At 71.4% G+C, this 22,338-nt stretch carries 16 protein-coding genes; all 16 read right to left on the bottom strand.

From position 1 onward, the window contains the following. Positions 1 to 1,275: a DUF4910 domain-containing protein gene (locus tag M4V62_RS06545; RefSeq protein ID WP_249586270.1), complete on the bottom strand. Its 1,275-nt coding sequence runs from the start codon at positions 1,273 to 1,275 to the stop codon at positions 1 to 3. Further along, complete coding sequence (locus M4V62_RS06540) at positions 1,272 to 2,297, bottom strand: NAD-dependent epimerase/dehydratase family protein (RefSeq protein WP_249586269.1); 1,026 nt, start codon at positions 2,295 to 2,297, stop codon at positions 1,272 to 1,274. The genes M4V62_RS06545 and M4V62_RS06540 overlap by 4 nt, the downstream gene beginning before the upstream one ends. A 3-nt stretch (positions 2,298 to 2,300) precedes the next feature. Continuing rightward, positions 2,301 to 2,948: a PIG-L deacetylase family protein gene (locus M4V62_RS06535; RefSeq protein WP_249586268.1), complete on the bottom strand. Its 648-nt coding sequence runs from the start codon at positions 2,946 to 2,948 to the stop codon at positions 2,301 to 2,303. Next, positions 2,945 to 3,739, bottom strand: a complete 795-nt coding sequence (locus tag M4V62_RS06530; RefSeq protein WP_249586267.1) for a sugar phosphate nucleotidyltransferase — start codon at positions 3,737 to 3,739, stop codon at positions 2,945 to 2,947. Before M4V62_RS06530 ends, M4V62_RS06535 begins: the two co-directional genes overlap by 4 nt. Beyond that, entirely contained in the window at positions 3,736 to 4,971 is a 1,236-nt protein-coding gene (locus tag M4V62_RS06525; protein WP_249586266.1) for a class I SAM-dependent methyltransferase, read from the bottom strand. The genes M4V62_RS06530 and M4V62_RS06525 overlap by 4 nt, the downstream gene beginning before the upstream one ends. Continuing rightward, positions 4,968 to 6,245 carry a glycosyltransferase gene (locus tag M4V62_RS06520; protein ID WP_249586265.1) on the bottom strand — a complete coding sequence of 426 codons (1,278 nt, stop codon included), beginning with the start codon at positions 6,243 to 6,245 and terminating at the stop codon, positions 4,968 to 4,970. Before M4V62_RS06520 ends, M4V62_RS06525 begins: the two co-directional genes overlap by 4 nt. Before the next feature lie 2 nt (positions 6,246 to 6,247). Next, the gene (locus tag M4V62_RS06515) at positions 6,248 to 7,552 is read right to left on the bottom strand and encodes an O-antigen ligase domain-containing protein (RefSeq protein ID WP_249586264.1); all 1,305 of its coding nucleotides are present in this window, start codon (positions 7,550 to 7,552) and stop codon (positions 6,248 to 6,250) included. A gap of 1 nt (position 7,553) precedes the next feature. Further along, the gene (locus M4V62_RS06510) at positions 7,554 to 9,086 is read right to left on the bottom strand and encodes a right-handed parallel beta-helix repeat-containing protein (protein ID WP_249586263.1); all 1,533 of its coding nucleotides are present in this window, start codon (positions 9,084 to 9,086) and stop codon (positions 7,554 to 7,556) included. Between the two features lie 9 nt (positions 9,087 to 9,095). After that, positions 9,096 to 11,066 (bottom strand): alginate lyase family protein, encoded by a 1,971-nt coding sequence (locus tag M4V62_RS06505; protein WP_249586262.1) that lies wholly within the window; start codon positions 11,064 to 11,066, stop codon positions 9,096 to 9,098. After that, a complete protein-coding gene (locus M4V62_RS06500; RefSeq protein WP_249586261.1) occupies positions 11,063 to 13,276 on the bottom strand; it encodes a bi-domain-containing oxidoreductase in 2,214 nt (737 codons plus the stop codon). Before M4V62_RS06500 ends, M4V62_RS06505 begins: the two co-directional genes overlap by 4 nt. Before the next feature lie 25 nt (positions 13,277 to 13,301). Then, positions 13,302 to 15,227, bottom strand: coding sequence for an asparagine synthase (glutamine-hydrolyzing) (gene asnB / locus M4V62_RS06495; protein ID WP_249586260.1), 1,926 nt, complete (start codon positions 15,225 to 15,227; stop codon positions 13,302 to 13,304). A gap of 3 nt (positions 15,228 to 15,230) precedes the next feature. Continuing rightward, positions 15,231 to 16,736: a Wzz/FepE/Etk N-terminal domain-containing protein gene (locus tag M4V62_RS06490; protein ID WP_249586259.1), complete on the bottom strand. Its 1,506-nt coding sequence runs from the start codon at positions 16,734 to 16,736 to the stop codon at positions 15,231 to 15,233. Further along, a complete protein-coding gene (locus M4V62_RS06485; protein WP_249586258.1) occupies positions 16,733 to 18,100 on the bottom strand; it encodes a Wzz/FepE/Etk N-terminal domain-containing protein in 1,368 nt (455 codons plus the stop codon). The genes M4V62_RS06490 and M4V62_RS06485 overlap by 4 nt, the downstream gene beginning before the upstream one ends. After that, complete coding sequence (locus tag M4V62_RS06480; RefSeq protein ID WP_249586257.1) at positions 18,097 to 19,371, bottom strand: glycosyltransferase family 4 protein; 1,275 nt, start codon at positions 19,369 to 19,371, stop codon at positions 18,097 to 18,099. The genes M4V62_RS06485 and M4V62_RS06480 overlap by 4 nt, the downstream gene beginning before the upstream one ends. Next, a complete protein-coding gene (locus M4V62_RS06475; protein ID WP_249586256.1) occupies positions 19,361 to 20,677 on the bottom strand; it encodes a nucleotide sugar dehydrogenase in 1,317 nt (438 codons plus the stop codon). The genes M4V62_RS06480 and M4V62_RS06475 overlap by 11 nt, the downstream gene beginning before the upstream one ends. Before the next feature lie 73 nt (positions 20,678 to 20,750). Beyond that, positions 20,751 to 22,229, bottom strand: a complete 1,479-nt coding sequence (locus M4V62_RS06470) for a sugar transferase (RefSeq protein ID WP_249586255.1) — start codon at positions 22,227 to 22,229, stop codon at positions 20,751 to 20,753. Positions 22,230 to 22,338 lie beyond the last annotated feature (109 nt).

Here is a 22,338-nt window from a genome sequence, read left to right as displayed (position 1 = left end):
TCACGCCTTGATCAGCCCGGCGCCGTGCAGGGCATCGGCCGCGGCGGCGACCGTGTCGAACGGAAGGCCCGCCCGCTCGGCGACGTCAAGGAGACTGTGCCCGCCGTCGGAGAGGCTCAGCACCCAGAGCATGGCCATCTGGGCCTGCTTCGCGTCGCTGCGGCCGCCGAGCGATTCGTACAACCCCCGTCGGCCGAGCTGTGGTTCGCCGTAGGGGCTGAGATTGACGTACCGCCGGTTCCGGTCGAGCACGGCGAACGCCTCACGGCAGAGGGCGAGCGTGTCCTCCATCGCGTCCGGGGAGACGAAGTCCGGGTTGTCCGCCGAGGTGTGGTACTCGGGGTAGCCCGCGTACGGGGTCCGGCTGAGCGAGCCCACGCCGAGATCGAACCCGGGGGAGCAGTACTGCCGCTCGTCATAGCCGTACGGAGTGAACTCGGCGACGCGGTGCGGGCGTTCGGACGCGGCCAGCATGTGCCGCATCACCTGGTCGATCTCCGCGTCGCCGCGCCTGCTCTGCTTGTACGTCAGTTGGCCCCGGTCGCCCGCGCAGGCCAGCACGAGACCGTGCTTGACCCGCTCGATGCGCTCCGCGTTGCGCGCCAGCCAGGTGATGGCCCCGATGGTGCCGGGCGCGAAGATGAACCGGTAGGTGTAGTACGGCGTCTGCTCCGCAAGCGCCCGCGCCAGGAACGTCGCCACCGCGATGCCCGCCAGGTTGTCGTTGGCAAGGGACGGGTGGCAGACGTGGCAGGAGACGATCACCTCGTCGGAGACCTGCCCGGGGATCACGTGCTCGGCGTAGGTGAGGTGGCCGTCGGCGAGCGTGGAGTCGACGCACACCTCGTAGTCGCCGTCCGGGAGCGCGTCCAAGGTCTCCTGCGCCAGGCAGAATCCCCATTCCGGCTTGTAGTAGCTGGTGCGGTACGGCACCCAGCTCGGGTGGTCCGGCAGGGTGTGCAGGTGTTCACGCAGCTCGGCGAGCGGCATGGTCCGCGCCACCGGCACGCTGTAGCCGAGCACGTGCAGGCTGGACGCGGCGAAGTCGACGACGCGGTGGCCCGCGGTGTCGGCGACGTACGCGTCCCGGATGTTCCACTCCTGCGGCACCGTCCAGTCGAGCACCTGCGTCCCGGTCGGCACCTCGTGCACCTTCAGCGGGACGTACTCGCCGACGATGTCCAGGGTGGCGCGCACGCCGTCGCCGGTGATGCTCCGGCACAGCGGGTACAACCGCTCCACCAGCGCGTGCATTTCCTCACCGGCGGCTGTCATCCGCGCCGCCGCAGGGTGTCGTCGACGGTGCCGGCCTCGGACGCCGCGCGCAGCACGGCCAGGCGGGTGAAGCGCTGCTCGAAGTCCTCGCGGGTGAGCCCGAACTTGCGGTAGGCGTCGGCGAGTTCGGTCGCTCCCTGCTTCACCGTCCACTCGCAGTCGAAGCCGGGTATCGCGGCGCGGAACCGGGAGAAGTCCACGCGGTACGACCGCGGATCGGCACCGGTCTCCCCGGTGATCACCACCTTCGAGCCGGACACCGCGTCGGCGACCTGCTCGGCGATCTCGGCGACCGTGACGTTGTTGATCTCGCTGCCGATGTTGAACGCCCGGTCGTGCACCGCTTCGCGCGGCGCGGTGAGCGCGGCCGCGAAGGCCCGCGCGATGTCGGCGGCGTGCACCAGCGGGCGCCAGGGGGTGCCGTCGGAGAGCACAAGGACCTCGCCGGACAGGAGCGCGTGGCCCACCAGGTTGTTCAGGACGATGTCGGCGCGCAGCCGGGGCGAGTAGCCGAAGGCCGTGGCGTTGCGCATGAACACCGGGCTGAAGTCGCCGTCGGCCAGGGCGTGCAGGTCGTCCTCCACCCGCACCTTGGACTCCGCGTACGGCGTCACGGGGCGCAGCGGGGCGTCCTCGGTCACCAGGTCGCTGCCCCCTGCGGCGCCGTAGACCGAGCAGGTGGACGCGTACAGGAAGCGCCGCACGCCGGCGTCGTGGGCGAGCCGGGCCAGGCGTACGGACGCGTGGTGGTTGATGTCGTAGGTCAGGTCGGGCGCCAGTGAGCCCAGCGGGTCGTTGGACAGCGCGGCCAGGTGGATCACGGCGTCCACCCCGGCCAGGTGTTCGGCCGTGACGTCACGCAGGTCCACCCGGTGCCCCGGCGGGTCCGCGGGCGGCGGACCGAGGACGCAGTCGGCGAACAGGCCGGAGTCGAGCCCGACGACCTCGTGTCCGGCGGCCGCGAGGACCGGGGTCATCACGGTTCCCAGGTAGCCCTGATGTCCGGTGAGCAGTACGCGCAAGGTTCATTCCCCCAGGTTGAGAGTGAGTTTGGTGACGGCGAACGCCTCGGCGTAACGCGCGTTGCATTCGATGCCGCGGATCCGTGCGAGGCCGAGGAAGGCCTCCCGGTCGTACCAGGCCCGGCGGTGCTGCGAGGGGTAGTGCTCCTCCAGCAGCCGCACCTTCTGTTCGGCGATCTCCGGCGACAGCGGCTGGTAGGCCGCCATACGGCCGAGATCGCCGTCCCACTTGACGATCTCGTAGCCGAGCACGAGGTGGTCGCGGAACGCGGTGGGCACCAGCTGCGCAAGGCCGCGGTGATCCTGGTGCGCGTCGTCGGTACGCGGCGCGAGCACCAGATCCGGATCGCTCCGCGCCCGCAGCTCCTCGATCGCGGCCTTGGCCTCGTCCCAGTGCACGGGCATCCGGCCGTCCGGCAACTTCAGTACGGTGAGGTGCAGTTCGGCCCCCGGACAGAACGCGGCGAGCGCGGCCCGCTCCTCCTGCTCGCGCTCGGTGCCGCCGCCGGAGAGCACCAGTGCGTCGATGCGGATGCCTGGCCGCGCGAGGCACATGGCGAGGAGCGTGCCACCGGCACCGATGGCGATGTCGTCGCAGTGCGCGCCCACCGCGACGACCCGGTCAAGGCCGCGGGTCCCGAGCCGGATCACGCCCTCGCCCCCGCGCCGTCCCGTTCCCACACGGCCCAGGGGCGCTCGCCCCTGGCGTAGCCCGCGTCGAGCGAGGCCCGCTCCTTCACGGTGTCGGTCGGCTTCCAGAAGCCGCGGTGCTGGTGCGCCACCAGGCGTCCCTGCTTGGCCAGTTGGGCGCAGCCGTCGGCGACCAGGTCCCCGTTCTCCGGTATGTGGTCGAAGACCTCCTGGCGGAGCACGAAGTAGCCGCCGTTCTCCCACATCGGCAGTTCGCTCACCGGGGTGATGCCCCCCACGAGGCCGTCCTCGCCCAGCTCCACACAGTGGAAGGAGGACTGCGGAGGCACCACCATCATCGACGCCCCGGCATCACGCAGGGCGAACTTCTCGATCATCTCCGGCAGCGGGGCGTCGGTCAGTACGTCGGCGTAGTTGGCGAGGAACATCTCGTCGCCGTCCAGGTGGTGGCGCACCCGGCGCAGCCGCTCCCCGATAGGCGACTCGATGCCGGTCTGCGCGAACGTGATCGTCCAGTCCGAGATGTCGGTGGAGAGCAGCTCGGTCCGCCCGCCCCGCAGGATGAAGTCGTTGGACGTCGTCTCCTCGTAGTTGAGGAAGAAGTTCTTGATGTGGTGGGCCCCGTATCCGAGGCACAGGATGAACTCCGTGTGCCCGAAGTGCGCGTAGTAGCGCATGACATGCCAGATCAGCGGTCGAGGGCCGACCATCGCCATCGGCTTGGGCACGTCGTCGGCGGCGCCGCTGCGCATCCGCATTCCGTAACCGCCGCAGAAGAGTACGACCTTCATGATGTCCCCTCGACAATGCTCAGTTCCGGGATGGGAAAGACGAGGCGGCCGCCCCAGTCGTGTACGAAGGACAGCTGCTCGACCAGCTCGGCCCGCAGGTTCCACGGCAGGACGAGTACGTAGTCCGGCCGGTCGGCGGCTATCTGCTCGGGCGCCAGGATCGGGATGCGGGTGCCGGGGGTGAACCTGCCGTGCTTGTAGGGGTTGCGGTCGACCGTGTACGGGAGCAGGTCGGGCCGGATGCCGCAGTGGTTGAGCAGGGTGTTGCCCTTGCCCGGTGCGCCGTAGCCGACGACCGTCTCGCCGCGCTCGGCGGCGTCGATGAGGAACCGCAGGAGGTCGCGGCGCACCTTGGCCACCCGGGCGGCGAACTCGGCGTACCCGGACAGCTCCTGAAGCCCGGCCGCCTTCTCCCGGTCAAGGACCTCGGACACTCGCTGGGTCGGCTCGCCTGCCACCTCGGCGGGCCTGGCCCACAGCCGGATGGAGCCGCCGTGCGTGGGCAGCAACTCGACGTCCACGAGGGCGAGTCCACCGCTGGCGAGGGCGCGGATCGCGGACGCGACCGTGTAGTACTGGAAGTGCTCGTGGTAGATCGTGTCGTACTGGTTGTCCTCGATCAGGGTCAGCAGGTGCTGCACCTCGATGGAGACCCAGCCGTCGTCGGCGACCAGGCCGCGCAGACCCTTGGTGAACCCGACCACGTCGGGGATGTGCGCGTACACGTTGTTGGCCACGACCAGGTTCGCCGGGCCGTGCTCGGCGCGGACGGCCGCGCCGGTGGCCGGGTCGAGGAACGCCGTGAGCGTGGGCACACCCGCCTCGCGCGCCGCGGCGCCGACGTTCACCGACGGCTCGACGCCCAGGCAGCGGATCCCCCGGTCCACCACGTGCTTCAGCAAGTAACCGTCGTTGCTGGCGACTTCCACCACGAAGGCGTCGGGGCGAAGGCCCACGCGCGCCGCGGCGTCGTCGACGAACGTGCGCGCGTGCTCCACCCAGGAGGTCGAGAAGGAGGAGAAGTACGCGTAGTGCGTGAACGTGTCCTCCGGCGTGATCAGCGGCGGTATCTGCGCGAGCCAGCAGTCGGTGCAGACCCGCAGATGCAGCGGGTACGCAGGCTCCGGCTCGTCCAGTTGCTCCGCGGCGAGAAAGCTCTCGCACGGCGGGGTCGCCCCCAGATCGACGACGCTTGCCAGCGTCGCCGAGCCGCAGAGTCGGCATCGTGTCATGTGCTGTCCCCATCCCCCCTGCTCGCGCGGGTACCCCGTCGCGAGCCGGTGTTTCCGTCCCCCAACGGCGGCGGGCTGTCCCCGCCGCCGGACCGACCCGCGATCGCGGTGCGGTACTCATCCACCAGGCGCTCAAGGCCGACGGCCGGGCTGAAGCCCTGCTCGTATCGGCGCCTGGCCGCCTGGCCCATCTCCCGGTTGCGGCCCTGTTCGGCCGCGACCCGGCGTATGCAGGACGCCAGCGATGCGGCGTCGCCCGGCCGGTGCAGCAGCCCGGTCACCCCGTCGTCGACGAGTTCGACGAAGGCGCCGTGACCGGCGGCGACGGCCGGAACCCCCGCCGCCATCGCCTCCACGACCACCAGGCCGAACGCCTCGAGCCACGTCGAGGGGGCCACCACGGCGACCGACCGCGCGACGGCCTTGCGGCACTCCGCAGGGTCGTACAGGCCGACGTACCGCACGTCGGGCCGGCCCGCAGCCCAGTCGGTCACCTCGCGTTCCAGCGGCCCCGCGCCGGCGATCACCAGGGGCACGCCCACACCGCCGCTGGCTGCGATCTCGTCCCACGCGGCCATGAGCAGCCGCACGCCCTTGGCCTCCGCGAGGCGGCCGAGATAGAGCAGATGCTCGCCTTCGCCGACTCGGCGGGCGTCCGGCTCCGGCACGAAGTTGTGCTTCACCGCGAGGCGTTCGGATGGCATGCCGGACCGCACCAGGACGTCGCGCTGCGCCGCGGAGATGCACAGGAACCTCTCCACGCCGGACCACCAGCGCCGCCGGTTGGCCGACAGGCTGACGGCGAGCGGCACCGTCGCGAGGCGGGAGCCGCGGTAGCAGCCGTGCCGGACGGCGGGCAGCGGAGACCCGCCGACGCACTCGGTGCACGGCCTGCCGTCCCGCTGGAGCGTGCCGGGCGGGCAGACCTGGGTGTAGTTGTGCAGCGTGGCAACGGCTGGCACGCCCGCGTCGGCGCAGGCGGCGATGACCGCGGGCGACAGGAGCGGGAAGACGTTGTGGACGTGCACCACGTCAGGGCGTTCGGCGCGCAGTCGGGCGGCGAGCTCCTTGCGGACCGCCGGGTTCCACGGCACGAGCAGCGGCACCGCGGCCTTGGCGAGCAGGGACAGCGCGGCGATGTCGTCGCTGCGCCGCTCGAACACCTCGACCCGGTGGCCGGCCGCGCGCAGCAGCGCCGTCTCCTGGTCGACGACCGTGTTCTCGCCGCTCGGCTGCGCCGAGTTGTAGCGGTTGTGCACCACGAGGATGTGCATGCTCAGCTCACCTCCGATCTGCGGGCCCAGCGCGGGACGCGTCGTCGCGGGACTGCGGGCGTCGGCAGGTGCGCGGCCGCGGCGGGCGCCGCGAGCAGCGAGGCGGCCAGGGCCAGATGCAGCAGATACGGCGAGGCGTCCCCGAGACCGGCCTCGGTGTACGACGCGATCGCGCAGTAAGTGATCAGGAAGATCGCGCAGGCCCTGGACAGCGACGGCGGCCGCAGCAACGCGACACCGGCGAGGACGACGATGATCGCCACCACGATGGCGGCGCCGGTCAGACCCTGTTCGTGGTAGACGGCCAGCCAGCTGTTGTCGATCGGCAGCCCGCCGAACGACTTGTCGCCGAGGCCCACGCCGAACACCTGCTCCGAGGTCGTCCGCGGCGCTGCCAGCAGGGCGTCCCAGACCTTGGCCCGGCCGTTGAGGCTCGAGAAGTACTCCTGGGTCTGTCCGCGCATGTACCACGCCTGCATCGCGGAGCTGAACCCCGCCACGGCCACGACGGCGCACAGCACCGCCCAGGTGAAGAAGCGGCGGGCGGCGGCGCTGGTCAGGATGAGCGAGCCGATCGCCACCGCGAGGCCGATGAGCATGCCGAGCGTGGCCGTTCTGGTATGGGTCAGCGCGAGCAGGACGAGTGAGGGCACGATGACCACCGCCGCGCTGGTCCTGTCGGTCCGGCGGCCCAGCACGAGCAGCACGGTGAGCCCGATGATCACCGCGGCGTACTGTCCGATCTGCGGCGGGGTGAGCGGCCACAGCGCGCCGACGAGACGGCCGCCGTAGATCTCGGGCAGGGCCGCGCCCGGTGAGATGACCGCGCCCACGGCCACCGACCCGAGCACCGCGAAGTACATCCGGATGTGGTGCCTGACGAACGTCAGGCCGCCGTCCCACCAGCGGCTGAGCAGCCACAGCGTGCCGACGAAGAGAGCGAACCGGCCGCAGCGGAACAGCGCGCCGAACCCGGACTCCAGGTGCGCGCTGGAGATCAGGCTCGGCACGAGCAGCAGGGTCAGCAGGAACAAGAAGGCGCTGGCCCGGAAGCGCAGCCGGAGGTTGACCGTGAGCGCGAGCGCGAACGCGGCGACCAGCGCCCCCATGGTGACCATCTGGATGAGGGAGCGGGGCAGCGGAATGATGGTCTCCGCCCCGGCGGAGCCGAGCGTGTTGAGGATCAGCAGTCCCCACACGATCCCGACGATCCTCGGTGTGCCGGCAGGGCGCGGTTCGACACCGGGCCGGGTGTCCGCCGTGTCGACTCCGCCCGGCAGCCCGTCGTGCCTCAGGTACCCGCCCACCTCAACCACCGGCCCGTGGGCCGAAGGTGCTGCCCTTGTCCTGCTCGTACGGCGTGCCCTGCCACTCCCCGGAGTCGAGCACCCGGCTCGGTTCGTGGGCGACGAACCGCCACGGTCCGAGGTAGACGTTGTCGTACCAGCGGTTGTGCTGCTTGCGGGTGATCGCCTCGGCCACCCGCTCGCCCTTGTACGGCGACCAGTCCGGATAGGTGCCGTAGTTGGCGAGGACCGCCATGCGGTCGCACTTGTCCGTGCACTTGACGACGGACTTGTCGAGGACGAAGCGGTTGTCGTGGATGTCCACCCGCTGTGTCTTCCACCGGCAGTCGGCGTACAGCGGTGCGGTGGCGATCTTCGGCCGCGCACAGCTGTCGGTGTCCTTCACCAGCAACGTGCAGTCGCCGGACGAGGTGTTGGCCGGGCTGTTGCAGAACCGGTCGGCGTTCTCCCACAGGGTGATCCCCGACCAGTTGTTCTCCAGCACGTTCCGGTAGATCTCGATCTTGTCCGTGCGCGCCCGGACCCGTGGTTCGCCGCCGGACTCGGACACGTAGATGGTCGCGAACGGGAAGTTGTCGCCGCGGGCGTTCTTGCGGCCCTCGACCCAGTTGTTCCGCCGGACCGTGTTCTTGCGGATGACCGCGTTGTAGCTGGTCTCGTAGATCAGCGCGGCCCCGTCGTTGGCCTCAAGGACGTTGTCCTCGATGCGGAAGTCGTTGTTGTTGGTGTCCGCCCACAACCCGGTCCCGCGGTTGTCGTGCACCCAGTTCCCGCGCACGTCGGCGCCGTTGACGGCCCAGAACTTGATGCCTCCGGTGCAGCCGCAGCCCTTGCGCCGCCGCTCCCAGTCGCCGGTGTTGTTGCCCACGATCTCGTTGCCCTCGACCACCAGACCACTGATGCGGCCGCCTGCCTTGTACGCGTTCATGCCGTACTGGCCGTTGTCGCGCAGGCAGTTGGCGCGCACCCGCTGGCGGGCACCGGCCATCAGCCCGGCACCGGAGTTGTTCTGGATCTTGGAGTGCTCGATCAGCCACCCGTCGGCCGAGTCGTGGTTGACCACGCCCTCGTCCGGCGGCGCCACGAACCGCTGCACGGTCAGGTGGCGGACGGAGACGTCGCGGGCGGTGCCGCCGAACGCGTACTGGTTGGTCTTGCCGCCGTCGAACACCGCGCCCGGTGCGCCGACATAGCGGTTCCCCTTCTTGGGGATGACCTGGGCGAAGCGGTCCGGATCGAGCTTGTGCTTGCCGGGCCGAAGCCAGAACGTGGTGTTCGGCGGGTTGCTCTTGGTCTTCGCGGCCAGATCACCGGTCACCCCGGGATCTACCGTCACCGCGCCCGCCGGCGCCTTCGCGGGACCGGCCGCGGGCTTGGCGCACACCCGGGCCACCGACTTGGACGACGCACCGGACGTGGTCGGCGAACGGGTCGGCTCCGCCCCGGCGTCCGGCGTGCTCGTACAGCCGGTCGCGAGCAGGGCCAGCGCCAGCGGTGCCGCCGGCAGCGCCCAGTGCCGCCACTTGATCCCCACGCGTCCTCCTTAGTCGCTGAACCTGAGTACGGTGGTGAACCCCTCGGCGCTGTCGGCGAAGCCGGTGCCGATCAGCGTGGTGGAGGGTTCCTTGCGCCCGAAGCCGGCGGAGTACCAGCCGAGCGGCGGGTCGCTCTCGCCGCGATGCGCCTGCCAGGACAGCTGCCCGGGCAGGTCGAGCACCGCGGAGCGGTCCTCGCCGTCCCGTGTCCAGGTGAGCACCGCCCAGTTCGCCACCAGGTCCGCGGCGATCGCCGGGCCGAGGTGGAACGCCAGGCGCACGGCCGGGCGGCGCGGACCGCGCACCTGGTCGACCACCCGCAACTCCTTGGCCGCTGCGTTCAGTTCCACCCGGCGGTGGTGCACGGAGCGCTGGTAGCCGTCGTGCTCGGCGCACCAACGGGCCGTCCCGCCCTCGGAGGCGCCGGATGTGTCCGCGACCAGGACGCGGCTGCGGGCATGCCGGGTCCACAGGAACGGGCCGCCGGACACGGACTGGTCACCGCCGTCCAGCTGGAGGGTGTTGTGGCCGAGGGTCGAGCGGAAGTACTGCCGCCACTCGGGCTGCCCGTGGTAGCAGAACGTCCCCGGGTCGGCGAGCACGTCGACCCCGTCGTGCCTGACCTCCACGGACAGCGCGTCCGCGTGGGCGTGCGCGGCGATGGACAGGAATCCGTGCGGACCGCCGTCGCAGCGGCACCAGATTTCCTCCGGGCCGCGCAGGATGGTCATGCCCGCGTCGGCGAAGTGAGCCGGCCGAACTGCCGGGCGGGTCACCGCCGGTGCGGTTGCCTTCTCCGCGTACGGGCGGATGAGCGCGGCAAGGAGCGGGGTGCGCACATCGGTGCCGGTCACCTCCGGCCACCAGGCGAGCCGGCCGAACACGGCGTCCCCGGTGGCGAGGAGCGAGGCCCAGCGGTCGGTGCCCGCGCCGTCCACGACCAGACCGTGCCCGTCGTCCGCGTCCCCCTGACGCGGCGGCCGCAGCCGGCCGTCCACGACGGCCGCGAGCGCGTCGGTCATCCGCAGCAGCACGAGGCGGATCGACGCGGGGACCGGCACGTCGGCGGCGTCCGCCTCGGCCAGCGCGGCCAGGCCGAGTTCAAGGACGAGTCCGTGGTACTCGGTCGCCGACTCGCGGTTGAGGCCGGAGCCGAAGGTGTTGCTCCGCAGATGCCGCTCGAGGGACCGCAGCGCGCCGGCCCGCCAGCGCGGCGACGAGGGGAACCACCCGAACGCGCACGCCGCCGCGAACTGCCCCGCGGTCTCGGCGATGACGTGGTTGTTCGCCGAGGAACCCCGGCTGGGGAAGGCGGCCAGCCAGCGCTGGTGGTGCCAGATCTGGTTCAGCGCCACCGGGTTGTCCTCGAAGAGACCGGCCGCGCCCGGCCAGCCGTCGAGCAGCCTGCGGATCCACACCCAGGACAGGAGCCTGATGCCCAGCTCGATGCCGCTGATCCAGTGCACACCGCGCAGCGGCGGGTTGGCCGTCCACCACGACCGTAGGTGCTCGGCCACCCGCTCGGCGTACCGCTCGTTCCCGGTGATCGCGTAGGCGGCGGCGAGCACGGTGAGGTACTGGTGCCGGGACAGCTCCCAGATCTGCTTGATGTCCCCGACCGCGTCCTCGTTCCGGTACGGCACGTCGAAGGCGTAGCCCCAGGGAGCCCGGCGCCCGGTCTTCGGGTCGCACCACCAGTCCGGGTCGGTCAGGTCGTCGCGGACCACCCCGAAGTACTCGGCGTGCCCGTACATCAGCCGGTCCGCCTCGGCGACGAGACGTTTCGCGGCGTCCGGGGGTATCGCGGCGATCGTCCCCGCGGGCAGTACCGCGGTGAACCGGGCGCCGGTCACGCTCGGGCAGTCCGGCCGCGCGGAGCGCCACCGCCGCCTGCGCACCGCGTCGCCCGCCCGGCCGCCGACCTCCCGCGGTCCCATCCGGGACAGGCGCCGTAAGTACCAGCCCGCGCTCATGGTCATCGCGGCCTCGCCAACGTCACCGGCGCACCGCCGACAAGGCCTGCCTGCACGGCGAGGGTGGCCGCCGTGGTGGCGACGAGCGACTCCAGCGGCACCGGCATCGGCCCGCCGGTCCGCACGGCCTTGACGAACGCGGCCAGTTCGGCGTTCTGGCCCTTGTCCCGGGCCTTGGGCAGCCGCGAACTGACCCACCGCTTGCGGCCGACCGCGCCGTCAGCGAACACCGAGGCACGGACGAAGTCGTCGAGCCGCAGCACACGGCCGTCCGCGAGAAGGTCGAGCGTCTCCTTGGGGAAGCCTGCCGCCCCCGTGGTGACGTAGCTGATGGTGGCGGTGGACCCGTCCGGGTAGCGAAGCACGACCTGGAGGTCCTCGTTGCCGGACGTGGCGACCGCGTACACCGACACCGGATCGGCATCGAGCAGCCAGCTCGCCGTGTCGATGAAGTGTCCGCCCTCGCCGGCGAACCGCGAGCCCTCGCTGCCCTGTTGGAGGTACCAGCTGCCGTGCTGGAGCCGGCCCGCGTTGACCAGGTAGCGCAGGCTCGCCGGGCCGGTCCGGGCGCCGAACCGCTTCCTGGCCTCCTGGAGGAGCGGTGCGAACCGGCGGTTGAAGCCCACTTGCAGCCGGTCGTTGCCGGACTCCTCCACCGCGGCGAGGACCCCGGCCAGCTCGTCCTCGGTGAGCGCCAGCGGCTTCTCCACGAACACGCTCTTGCCGGCGAGCAGCGCCCTTCGGGTCAACTCGGCGTGCGAGCTGTGCCGCGTGACCACGAACACCGCGTCGATGGACTTGTCACCGAGCACGGCGTCGAGATCGGTGGTCGCCTCGTCGAAGCCGAACTTCCGCTGCGCGTTGGCCGCGGACAGCGCGGTCGTGGTGACCACGGTCGACAGCTTGACGCCCTCGCGCTGTGCGAGGTGCGGCAGCAGCATCGACGTCGCGTAGTTTCCCGCGCCGACGAACGCGAGGCGCACCGGCGCCTTGGCGGACCGGGCAGGGACGGAGGATCCGCCGCCGCGTCGCACCGCGGGGACCGCCACCTCCGGGGCTTGCGCTTGTCCCGCTTCCCCCGCGTCCCCTGCGAGTTCGGGGTACCGGAACAGCACGGCCACGGCCTTCAGGTCACCGTCCTTCAGGCGCTGGTACGTCTCGACGGCGTCATCGAAGTCGGCGGTGTGCGAGACCAGAGGCTCCACGTCGACGCGGCCGCGGGCGACGAGATCGAGGAAGCACGCCAGGTTGCGGCGCTCGGTCCAGCGCACGTAGCCGATCGGGTAGTCGCGCCCCTCCAGCTCGTACTCCGGGTCGTAGCGCCCGGGGCCGTAACTGCGGGAGAACCGGACGTCGAGCTCCTTCTCGTAGTACGCGTTCCACGGCAGGTCAAGGCGGCACTTGCCGATGTCGACGACCCGGCCGCGGTCCCGGCAGAGCCGGGCGGCCAGCTCGACGGGCTGGTTGCTGCCACCGCCCGCGGCCAGATACACCTGGTCCACGCCGTGACCGTCGGTGAGTTCGGCGACGGCGGCCTCCACGGCCGCGGACGCGGGATCGCCGCAGGCCGCGGCGCCAAGGCGCTCGGCGAGCTCGCAGCGCGCCGGGTCGGGGTCGACCCCGACGACGCGGACCCCCGACGCGGTGAGGAGCTGCACCACCAGCTGCCCGATCAGACCGAGGCCGATCACCAGCGCCACGTCGCCGAGCTGCGACTCGCCGCGGCGGACGCCCTGCATCGCGATCGACCCGACGGTGCCGAAGGCCGCGTGCCGCGGCGCGAGGCCCTGAGGCACCGGGGCGTAGAGGTTCTTCGGCACCCAGTTCAGCTCGGCGTGCAGCGCGTGCTCGTTGCCGGCGCAGGCCACGAGGTCGCCGACCTTCACGTCGTCGATCCCGGGGCCGACCTGCTCGACCACCCCGCACAGCGAGTAGCCGAGCGGCGTGTAGGAGTCCAGCTTGCCCATCACCTTGCGGTACGTGGCGGGCACCCCGTTGGTGGCCACGCTCTGCACGACCTTGGCCACCTGGTCAGGACGGGAGCGGGCCTTGCCCAGCATCGACATGCCGGCCTCGGACACCTTCATGAGTTCGGTCCCGGTGGATATCAGCGAGTAGGCGCTGCGGACCAGCACACCGCCCGGCTTGCATCCCGGCACCGGTACGTCGAGTACCGCCAGCTCGCCACTCTTGTAGTTCTGTACAACCTGTTTCACCGAAGTCCCCTTGTTTCTACGCCGTCTAGCGAGCGTTCTGGCCGGACCCGGAGGTCGCGCCGCGGTACCAGTACTCGAGGGTCAGCACATGCCAGAGATGCTTGGAGAAGTCCCGCTGCCCGGCGGCGTCCTCGGCCACCATCCGTGCCAGCGCGTCGCGGCGCAGGATCCCGGAGTTGACGAGCACGCCGTCGTTGACCACCTCGCGCACCAGCGGTGCCAGATCCCGGCTCATCCAGGCGCGCAGCGGGGCGCTGAACAGGCCCTTGGGCCGGTACACGATCTCCCGGGGCAGGACCGAGGCGGCCGCCTCCTTGAGGACGGCCTTGCCCTGCCGTCCGACGATCTTGCGATCACCGGGCACGGAGAAGGCCGCCTTGACCACATCGACGTCCACGTACGGCACGCGCACCTCGGTCGACGCGGCCATGCTGGAGCGGTCCGTGTACGCGAGGTTCAGGCCCGGCAGGAACATCCGGGCGTCGCCCAGGCACATGCGGTTGACGAAGTCGTCGAGGTCGTTGTCCTGGTAGACGTCCGCGTGCTCGGTCAGCACGTCGTCGACCGTCCCGGCCAGGTCGGGATTGACCAGGGCGAGCAGTTCGTCCTGGTCGTACATGGTGTAGCTGCGCCGGAACGCGGTCTCCTCCGGCAGATCGGCGAAGGAGAGGAACCGCTTCGCGAACCGCACCGACCGGTACCCCCGGCGGGCCGTGGCGACCGGCAGCCGGTCCACGGCCCTGGACAGGCCGCGCCGCAGCGGCCGCGGGACGCGCTGGTAGCGCAGCGCGAGCAGGTTGGCCAGGTGCTTGCGGTACCCGGCGAACAGTTCGTCGGCACCCATCCCCGAGAGCATCACCTTGACCCCGGCCTCCCGGGCGGCCTCGCAGATCAGGAAGGTGTTGATCGCGGCGGGGTCGCCGATCGGTTCGTCCAGGGTGTAGGTCATCTGCGGCAGCAGATCGAGCACGTTCGGGGCGATCTCGATCTCGTGCAGGTCGACGCCGAACTGCTCGGCCACCTGCCGGGCATAGCGCAGGTCGTCCGGCATCGCCTCGAACTTGGCGTCCTCGGCGCGGAACCCGATCGTGTAGGCGGAGATCCCGGGTCGGTCGCGGGCCGCGAGCGCGGTCAGGTAGCTGGAGTCGAGACCGCCGGAGAGGAAGGTCGCCACGGGGACGTCGGAGAGCAGATGGCGCCGCGTCGACTCCTCGACGACGGCGGCGATGTCCGGCAACTCGCCGCTCCGGGCCCGCTCCTGGCCCTCGGCGGCGACGTCCCTCAGGCTCCAGAACTGGCCGCGGTCCACCCGGCCGTCGGGGCGGCACCGGAGCCAGCTGCCCGGCGGCAGCTTCTCCGCCTCGCGGAACGCGCACCGTGAATCCGGCACCCAGTAGTACAGCAGTGAGGCCACCAGCGCCGCCTCGTCCACCTCAAGCGACCCGCCGGTGGCGGCGGCCAGCGCCTTGAGCTCGGAGGCGAACACCAGGCCCCCACCGCGCCGGAGCAGGAACAGCGGCTTGATGCCGAGCTGGTCGCGGGCGAGCACCAGGTCACCGGTTCGCTCGTCGAAGATCCCGAACGCGAACATGCCGCGCAGCCGGGGCAGGCAGTCGGTGCCCCAGCGCCGCCAGGCCTCGAGAAGCACCTCGGTGTCGGAGGTACCGCGGAAGCGCACCCCGGCCGCCGCCAGTTCGGCACGCAGCTCGGGCGCGTTGTACAGCTCGCCGTTGTACGTCAGGGCGAGGCCGTCCGAGACCATCGGCTGGGCGCCGGTCTCGGACAGGTCGATGATGGCCAACCGCCGGTGCCCGAGCTGCACTTCGCCGTCACCGACGGGATGGCCGTACCGGCCCGCCCCGTCCGGACCGCGGTGGGCGAGGGTATCGGTGAGCCGGTCGGTCACTGCCTTCCCGTCCGGCCATCGGTAGGTGCCTGCTATGCCACACATGTCCTACCGCGCTTCCTGGTCGATGTCCGGGACTCGTGCCCATGACGGCCGTTCCGTCGGCAACTGGCCCGTCCCGTTCTGCCGGCCGCGCAGCGCGGTGTGCAGCCCGTCCCACAGGGTGCCGTCGGTCCGGTCCCGCGGGTCGGGGTCGATCAGCACCACACCGATCACCGGAATGAGCAGGTCCGCGAGCTGCCGCGCCACGGTGTGCAGCCATGCGGCGCTGCCGTGCCCGGCGCGTACGACGAGCACGGTCTGGTTGCCGAGGTCCTGGAGGCCGGTCCACGCCGTGCCGGGCGCGAGCGAGCCGACGCCGATCCTGCGCACGTGATGCGGCACGTCCGTGGCACGCTCGCCGCTGACCACGGCCGGCTCTCCGGGCTCCTGGCCGCGGCCCGCGAGCGGCAGGCGTGGCAGACCGTCGACGATGACCACCGGCCCGTCCGCCGCCAGCGCGTTGGCCAGGTCCAGGGCGATCACGCTCGTGGTGTGCGCACAGCCCAGTTCGAGCAGCGACACCGGTTCCCCGGAGCCACGCACGGCGCGGGCCAGGGTCGCGGTGAGCCGTTCGCGTTCCGCCCGGGTCCGCCGGCGCTGCCACAGTTTGACCGGCCTGCGGGGCGCGCGGCGCAGCTCCGCGATGACCGAGGCGCCCAGGTTCGCCGCGATGTCCCGGCGCAGCACGGGGCGGTCCGCCACCACCGAGCCGACCGCGGCCACCGCGAGCCCGAGGACGAGCCCGAGGACGAGCCCGATCGCGCCGTTGGTGAGCGCGGACTTGGGCAGGGAGTGCTGCACCGCGCGCGGGGCGTCCACGATCTGCGTGCCGGCGACGAGATGGGGCGTGCCCATGCGCGCCTCCTCGGCGCGCAGGTCGAAGTCGGCGATCCGCGAGGTGAGTTCGGCCCGGCGGGCGAAGAGCGACTCGATGCTCGCCGACGCGCTCGGGTCGCTCTCCGGCGACCTGTCCCCGATCGCCTCGTTGACCTGGGCGAGTTCGACCCGCATGCGGTCACGCTGGTCGCGCAGGGCCTTGGCCTCGGCCTTCGCGGCCTGCTGCATCCGCCGCACGTGGTCCGCGATAAACGCGTCCGCCAACGCCTTGGCGCGCGCCACGGCCTGCGCGTCGCTCTCGGCCGTCACATCGATCTGCAGCACGTTGTTGGTCAGGCCGGTTCCCCGGTAGTCCTGCATGAAGTCTTCCGGGAGCTGGGGGGACTTGAGGGACTCCAGGGCCTTGTCGGCGATCCGCGTGGTCCGCAGCAGCTCCACGTCGGTGCGGATCAGCGTCCCGGTGTCGTTCGCCTGGTCCTCCTTGTGCGCGACGAGGACCTTGGTCACCGCGGTCGGCGGCGGCGGCCGCAGGACCGCCACCGCCGCGCCGATCAGCAGCCCCACCAGAGCCAGGGAGCACCAGAGGCGGCGGCGTCTGCGCACCGCCACCACCAGCGCCTGAAGGTTCAGCAGCGGAGCGGCTGCCGACGACTCCGAAGTCGTGCTCGTCGTCACACTGAACCTCCCGTCCCGTGGCCGCGAGCCGCGAGCGCCGGAGTGGCGTTGTCCGGATGATGGGCGGCGGATCGCGCAGGACGGGCCCGGACGGCGCCGGCGACGACGACGCCGACGACCTCGTGCCTGCCGTCCGCACACGCCTCGGCGATGCCTGCGAGCTCCCCCGCGGTCCAGCTGCCCGCGCTGAGCACGACCAGGGCGCCGGACTCGGTGTCGCGGTCCGGCACCATCGGCTGGGACACCGAGACCTCCACCACCCGCAGCAGCGGATCGCTCTTGGCCTCGGCGACGAGCTGCCCGGCGGCCCGCAGGGCGATCTCGTCGCCCTCCGGTACGACGGCCAGCAGCCGCCGGGCGCCCGGCAGTTGGACCCGCAGGCGCGTGCACACCCGCCGGTAGCGGATCCGTCTGCCGGCCTCGTCGCCGGACGTCCGGGGGGTCGGTACGTCCCACCGGGTGTCGATGCCGAGGAGCCGGCGGATCCAGGTCCGCGGGCCACCGCCCCCTGGCCGCTGCGCGGACCGTTCACCGGGCACCTCGACGGTGCCGATGAGCGCCGAGCCGAGCGCCGCGGCGATCTCCGGTTCGGTGCGCAGCCGACGATTCATCCGCGCGGCGGTGAGATGGCCGATGACCGCGAGCAGGAGGAACAGCAGCGCCCCGCCGACGACGAGTTGCGTCCTCGTCGGCGGTGCCTCGCCGGTCGGCCGGGCCGCGGGACCCATGACGACCATGCCGGCCTTGTTGGTCGCGGGGTCGGCCTGGTCGAGCTTCTTCATGGCCTCCTCCAGCGAGGTGCGCAGCTTCTCGAGCGCGGTGCGGGCCTGCACGCCTTCCACGGTCTGCCCCGGATCGGCGGCTTTGGCCAGGTCGGTGATGCGGCGGTTGGTCTCCTCCACCTGCTTGCGCAGCGCCTCGGGCCCCGAATCCGCTGCGGGTTCGGAGCTGCCGCCCGCGAGCCGCGCGGCGAAGGTGACGAACCGCTTGGCCACTTGGTCGGAGAGCCGCTGTGCGCGCTCCGGGGTCTCGGCCGTACCCGAGATCTTGATGATGTTCCCGTCGGCGGCCTTGGCACTGACCTGGTCCCGCAGCTCGCTGCCGCTGACGCCGCTCCAGCCGAGCGTGCCTGCCGCGCGGTCGACGACCGCCGAACTGGCGGCGATCTCCGCCTGGGTGAGCAGCTCGCGCTCCTCCCACTGCCCCGCGAGGACTACTGATGCCGACGTCGTGTAGCGCGGCGGGAACAGCACCGAGGTGCCGTAGCCCACGAGGGCGCCCACCACGGCGAGGGCGGCGAGGAGCCGCCAGCGCCGACGGAGAATCCGCCCGATCGTGACCAGGCGTATCGTGTCTTCGCTCACCGGCGGGGCCTCCTCCCTGCACGGACCGGGGCCGCCGACACCGGAGCGTCACGGCAGGCAGCGTCGTAGGCCGCGAGCAGCGAGGCCTGCGAGTTCCGCCAGGAGAGCTGCCCGCTGATCCGCTCCTGGCCGATCTTGCCCATGTGGGCCCGCTTCTCCGGATCGTCGAGCAACAGCGCGATGAGTTCGGCGAATTCGGTCTCGTCGTTGGCGGGCGCGTACACGGCGGCGTCACCGGCGGAGACGCGTGCCTCCCGGAGGTCGAACGAGACGATCGGCCGGCCCATCGCCATGTACTCCAGGACCTTGTTCATGGTCGACACGTCGTTGAGCGGATTGCGCGGGTCGGGGGAGAGGCACACGTCCGCGGTGGACAGGTAGCGCACCAGGTCGGCGTCCGGTATGCGCCCGGTGAACTGCACCTGCTCACTCAGCCCGAGCCGCCGGGACAGCTCCACCATCGCGTCGAAGGCGTCGCCGGAGCCGACGAACACCGCGTGCCAGTCGCTCCGCCCGAGCTCGTCGCGCAGCTTCGCCAGGGCCCGCAAGGCGTAGTCGACGCCGTCCTGGGGGCCCATGACACCGAGGTAGCACAGCAGATGAGGCTTGCCGCGCTTCAACTCCGGCTCGGGCGGCACCGGTTGGAAGCGGTCGACCGCGGGCGCGCTGCGCACCACGAAGACATCCTCCGGCCGCCGGCCGCCGCGGCGCACCGCGACGTCCCGGTAGCTCTCGTTCGTGGCGAGCACGACGTCCGCGGCCCGGTAGGTCCGCCGTTCCAGCGCGCACACGGCGCGGTAGAGCAGGTCTTCGCCCCGGTCGAACCGGGAGAGGTACAGCTCGGGCACCAGGTCGTGCTGGTCGAAGACGAACCGCGCGCCGCGCCGTCTGAGCCACCGTGCCGCCAGGAAGAGCAGGTCGGGCGGGTTACAGGCGTGGACCACGTGGACCGGGCCGACCTTGCGGACGAGCCGGGCCGTGTGCCACAACGCCGATCCGTACTCCTGCAGATAGCCGGCGGGACCTCCGGTGGCCGCGCGCAACGGGTAGCGGTGGATCCGCACCCCGTCGATCACCGCTTCCGGTTCCGTGTCCCGCTTGCTCCCTCGGGGGCAGATGACGTGCACTTCCCAGCCCGCGTCGCGCAGTGTCGTGCATTCCTGCCACACCCGCCGGTCGAACGGCACCGACAGGTTCTCCACGAGGATCAGCGCGCGCCGCTTCGGCCGGCCGCCGCCGGTTGTGTCATCGAACGATGTGTTACCAAGCAAGGCCCATGTACCCCGGTTCGGTTCGGCGCGCATCTGCGTCGGGAAGGTGGATGAGATCGATCAGCGCGGGTCCCTCGCCATGGGGCAGCGCCGCAAGGACGGCCGGGTCCCTGGTCCCGACCAGGCACACCTCGGCGTGTTCGAGCACCTCGTCGACGGAGTCCGCGAGCAGGTGCGCGAGGTGCGGGAGCCGGGTCTCGATGTACTCGCGGTTCGCGCCCATCAGCCGGGAGAGGCTCACGTTGGCGTCGTGGATCCGCAAGTCGTACCCCTTGCCGAAGAGTCTCTCCGCCAGCTCGACGAGCGGACTCTCGCGGAGGTCGTCGGTGCCGGGTTTGAAGGACAGCCCGAACAGGCCGACGCGGCGCTTGCCGGTGCGCTCGACCAGCTCCACCGCGCGTTGCAGATGCGCGGAGTTGGAGGGCAGCACGTGGGCGAGGATGGGCACCGAGACGTCGGCCCGCTGCGCCGCGTGGACCAGGCTGCGCAGGTCCTTGGGCAGGCAGGAGCCGCCGAAGGCGAAGCCGGGCCGCAGGTAGGCGGGGCTGATGTTGAGCTTGCGGTCGGCGAGGAACACGTCCATCACCTGGTGCGAGTCCACCCCGAGCGCCTGGCACACCGAGCCCAGCTCGTTCGCGAAGCCGATCTTGAGGCCGTGGAACGCGTTGTCCGCGTACTTGATCGCCTCGGCCGTCGGGACGGGCACCCGGAACACCTCGCCGGGCAGGCCGCCGTACAGCGCAGCGACCACGTCGCCGCTCGCCGGGTCGAGCTCGCCGATGACGGTCTTGGGCGGGTCGAAGAAGTCCTGCACGCTCGTGCCCTCGCGCAGGAACTCCGGGTTGACCGCGACCCCGAAGTCCACCCCCGCCGTGCCGCCGACGTACTTCTCCAGGATCGGCACGAGGAGGTTCAGGCAGGTGCCCGGAAGCATCGTGCTGCGGAACACCACGGTCTGCCGCCCGCCCCGCTCGGCCACCGCGGCACCGATCTGCTCGGTGACCCGCTCCAAGTACGTGGTGCACAGGCTGCCGTTGGGCTCCGACGGCGTGCCCACGCAGATCAGCGACACCTCGCTGCCCATGATCGCCTCGTGGACGTCGGCGGTGGCGCGTAACGCCCCGGCCCGCACCACCTCGGCGGTGAGCTCGCCGATCCGCTCCTCGACCACCGGGGCCAAGCCGTCGTTGACCAGGTCGACCTTCACCTGGTTCACGTCCACGCCGATGACCTCGTGCCCCATGCTGGCCAGGCACGCGGCCGACACGCAGCCCACGTAACCGAGCCCGAAAACGCTGACCCTCATGACCTGTCCATCCCCCCAGGCAGGCCCTGAGGGCCTGCGTTCCGCGCGCCGTCCGGACGACGAACCCCGCGCATCAGTAGGCCCCTTGCCCATACAGCACCGCGCGCAGCGTCTTCCACAAGATCACTGTGTCCAGGGCGAGCGACCAGTCCTCCACGTACCGCAGGTCGAGGCGGACCGCCTCTTCCCACGGCAGGTCGCTGCGCCCGCTGATCTGCCACAGGCCGGTGAGCCCGGGTTTGACGAGGAGCCGCCGCCGGATGTCCGGGCCGTACGCGGCGGACTCCTCCGGCAGCGGAGGCCGCGGCCCGACGAGCGACATCGAGCCGGTGAGTACGTTGAAGAGCTGCGGGAGTTCGTCGAGCGAGTACCGGCGCAGGACCGCTCCCACCCGGGTCACCCGCGGATCCCGGCGGAGCTTGAACAACAGCCCCGCGCCTTCGTTGAGGTCGGCCAGCTCGGCACGTGCCCCGTCCGCCCCGGTGACCATGGTGCGGAACTTGAAAATGGTGAACTCGCGGCCGTCCTTGCCGACTCTGCGCTGGCGGTACAGCGCCCCACCCCGGCTGTCCGCGAGCACGAGCAGCCCGACGAGCACCATCAGCGGCGCCAACAGCAGCAGCAGGATCGCCGCGCCCATCCGGTCGACGACCCCTTTGACCGCCCTGCGGCCCCCGGTGAAGGTCGGCATGCTGACCCGCAGGAGCGGGATCCCGAGCACCGCGTCGACGTGCAGCCGCGGTCCCGCGACCTCCATCAGGACGGGGGCCACGATCATGTCGGCGTCGCTGCCCTCGAGGTTCCAGGCAAGGCGCTGCAAGCGGTCAGGTGACCAGTGCGGGTCCGGCAGGACCGCGACGACGCGGTAGCCGTCGCGGCGGACGTGGTTGGCCACGTCCTCAAGCCGGCCGACGACCGGAACTCCGTCCACGTGGTCGCTGTCGAGCCCGAGCCCGTCCGTCGTGCACACCGCTTCGACCCGCCAGCCGAGGTGCGGCAATTTGCGGGCCCGCGTGATCAGGTCGAGCACGGTGGCCAGGCTCCCGGCAGCGAGCACCGGTCGCAGGCACCGTCCTTCCTTACGCTGTTTGTGCAGCCAGAGGCGCAGCAGATAGCGCGCGGTCATGGTGACCAGCGCGATCGCCGGGATCGCGACGAAGATCCATAACTTGATGTTGCGCGAGGTGAGTGCGATGCCGCCGAGCGCCAGTACGACGGCTGCCGTGAACAGTGAGCGTCCGAGCCGGCGGAATTCCTCGGCGCCCTGGCCGAGCACGGCCGGTGCCCATGCCCGGCTCATCGCGAGCGCACCCAGCACCAACAGCTCGGTGCCGAAGGCGAGGATGACCCACTTCTCGTGCCAGTTGGCAGCGTCCCGGGCCCCGAAGAAGTTGCCGATCGCCGCCACCACGAAGGCGGTGGCCAGAGTATCGCTGGTGATCACGGTACGGCGGTACCGCTGCTCCCAGTCGATCGCGGGCCTGTTGATTGCCCCGTTCGCCAGACGCCCGCGCGCCGACGGAAACGGGCTGACTAATCCCCCCTGCCGCACAGAACCCCCCACAGGTCACCAGCGGTTCGACGTGTTCGCCCAACACACTGTTCCTCCCCCCGGGAGGCCCCCGCCTCCCGCGCCGCACTGTTCCTTGCCGCAGGAGACC

The organism is Streptomyces durmitorensis, assembly GCF_023498005.1.
Lineage (GTDB): Bacteria > Actinomycetota > Actinomycetes > Streptomycetales > Streptomycetaceae > Streptomyces > Streptomyces durmitorensis.
Note: the sequence above shows the minus strand (reverse complement) of the source record. Positions and strands in the feature narration are given on the sequence as shown.

What these genes read in the sequence shown, in the direction of transcription:
- M4V62_RS06545 (WP_249586270.1), bottom strand. Translation starts at nt 1,275, where the DNA reads ATGACAGCCGCCGGTGAGGAAATGCACGCGCTGGTGGAGCGGTTGTAC.
- M4V62_RS06530 (WP_249586267.1), bottom strand. Translation starts at nt 3,739, where the DNA reads ATGAAGGTCGTACTCTTCTGCGGCGGTTACGGAATGCGGATGCGCAGC.
- M4V62_RS06525 (WP_249586266.1), bottom strand. Translation starts at nt 4,971, where the DNA reads ATGACACGATGCCGACTCTGCGGCTCGGCGACGCTGGCAAGCGTCGTC.
- M4V62_RS06520 (WP_249586265.1), bottom strand. Translation starts at nt 6,245, where the DNA reads ATGCACATCCTCGTGGTGCACAACCGCTACAACTCGGCGCAGCCGAGC.
- M4V62_RS06505 (WP_249586262.1), bottom strand. Translation starts at nt 11,066, where the DNA reads ATGACCATGAGCGCGGGCTGGTACTTACGGCGCCTGTCCCGGATGGGA.
- asnB (WP_249586260.1), bottom strand. Translation starts at nt 15,227, where the DNA reads ATGTGTGGCATAGCAGGCACCTACCGATGGCCGGACGGGAAGGCAGTG.
- M4V62_RS06475 (WP_249586256.1), bottom strand. Translation starts at nt 20,677, where the DNA reads ATGAGGGTCAGCGTTTTCGGGCTCGGTTACGTGGGCTGCGTGTCGGCC.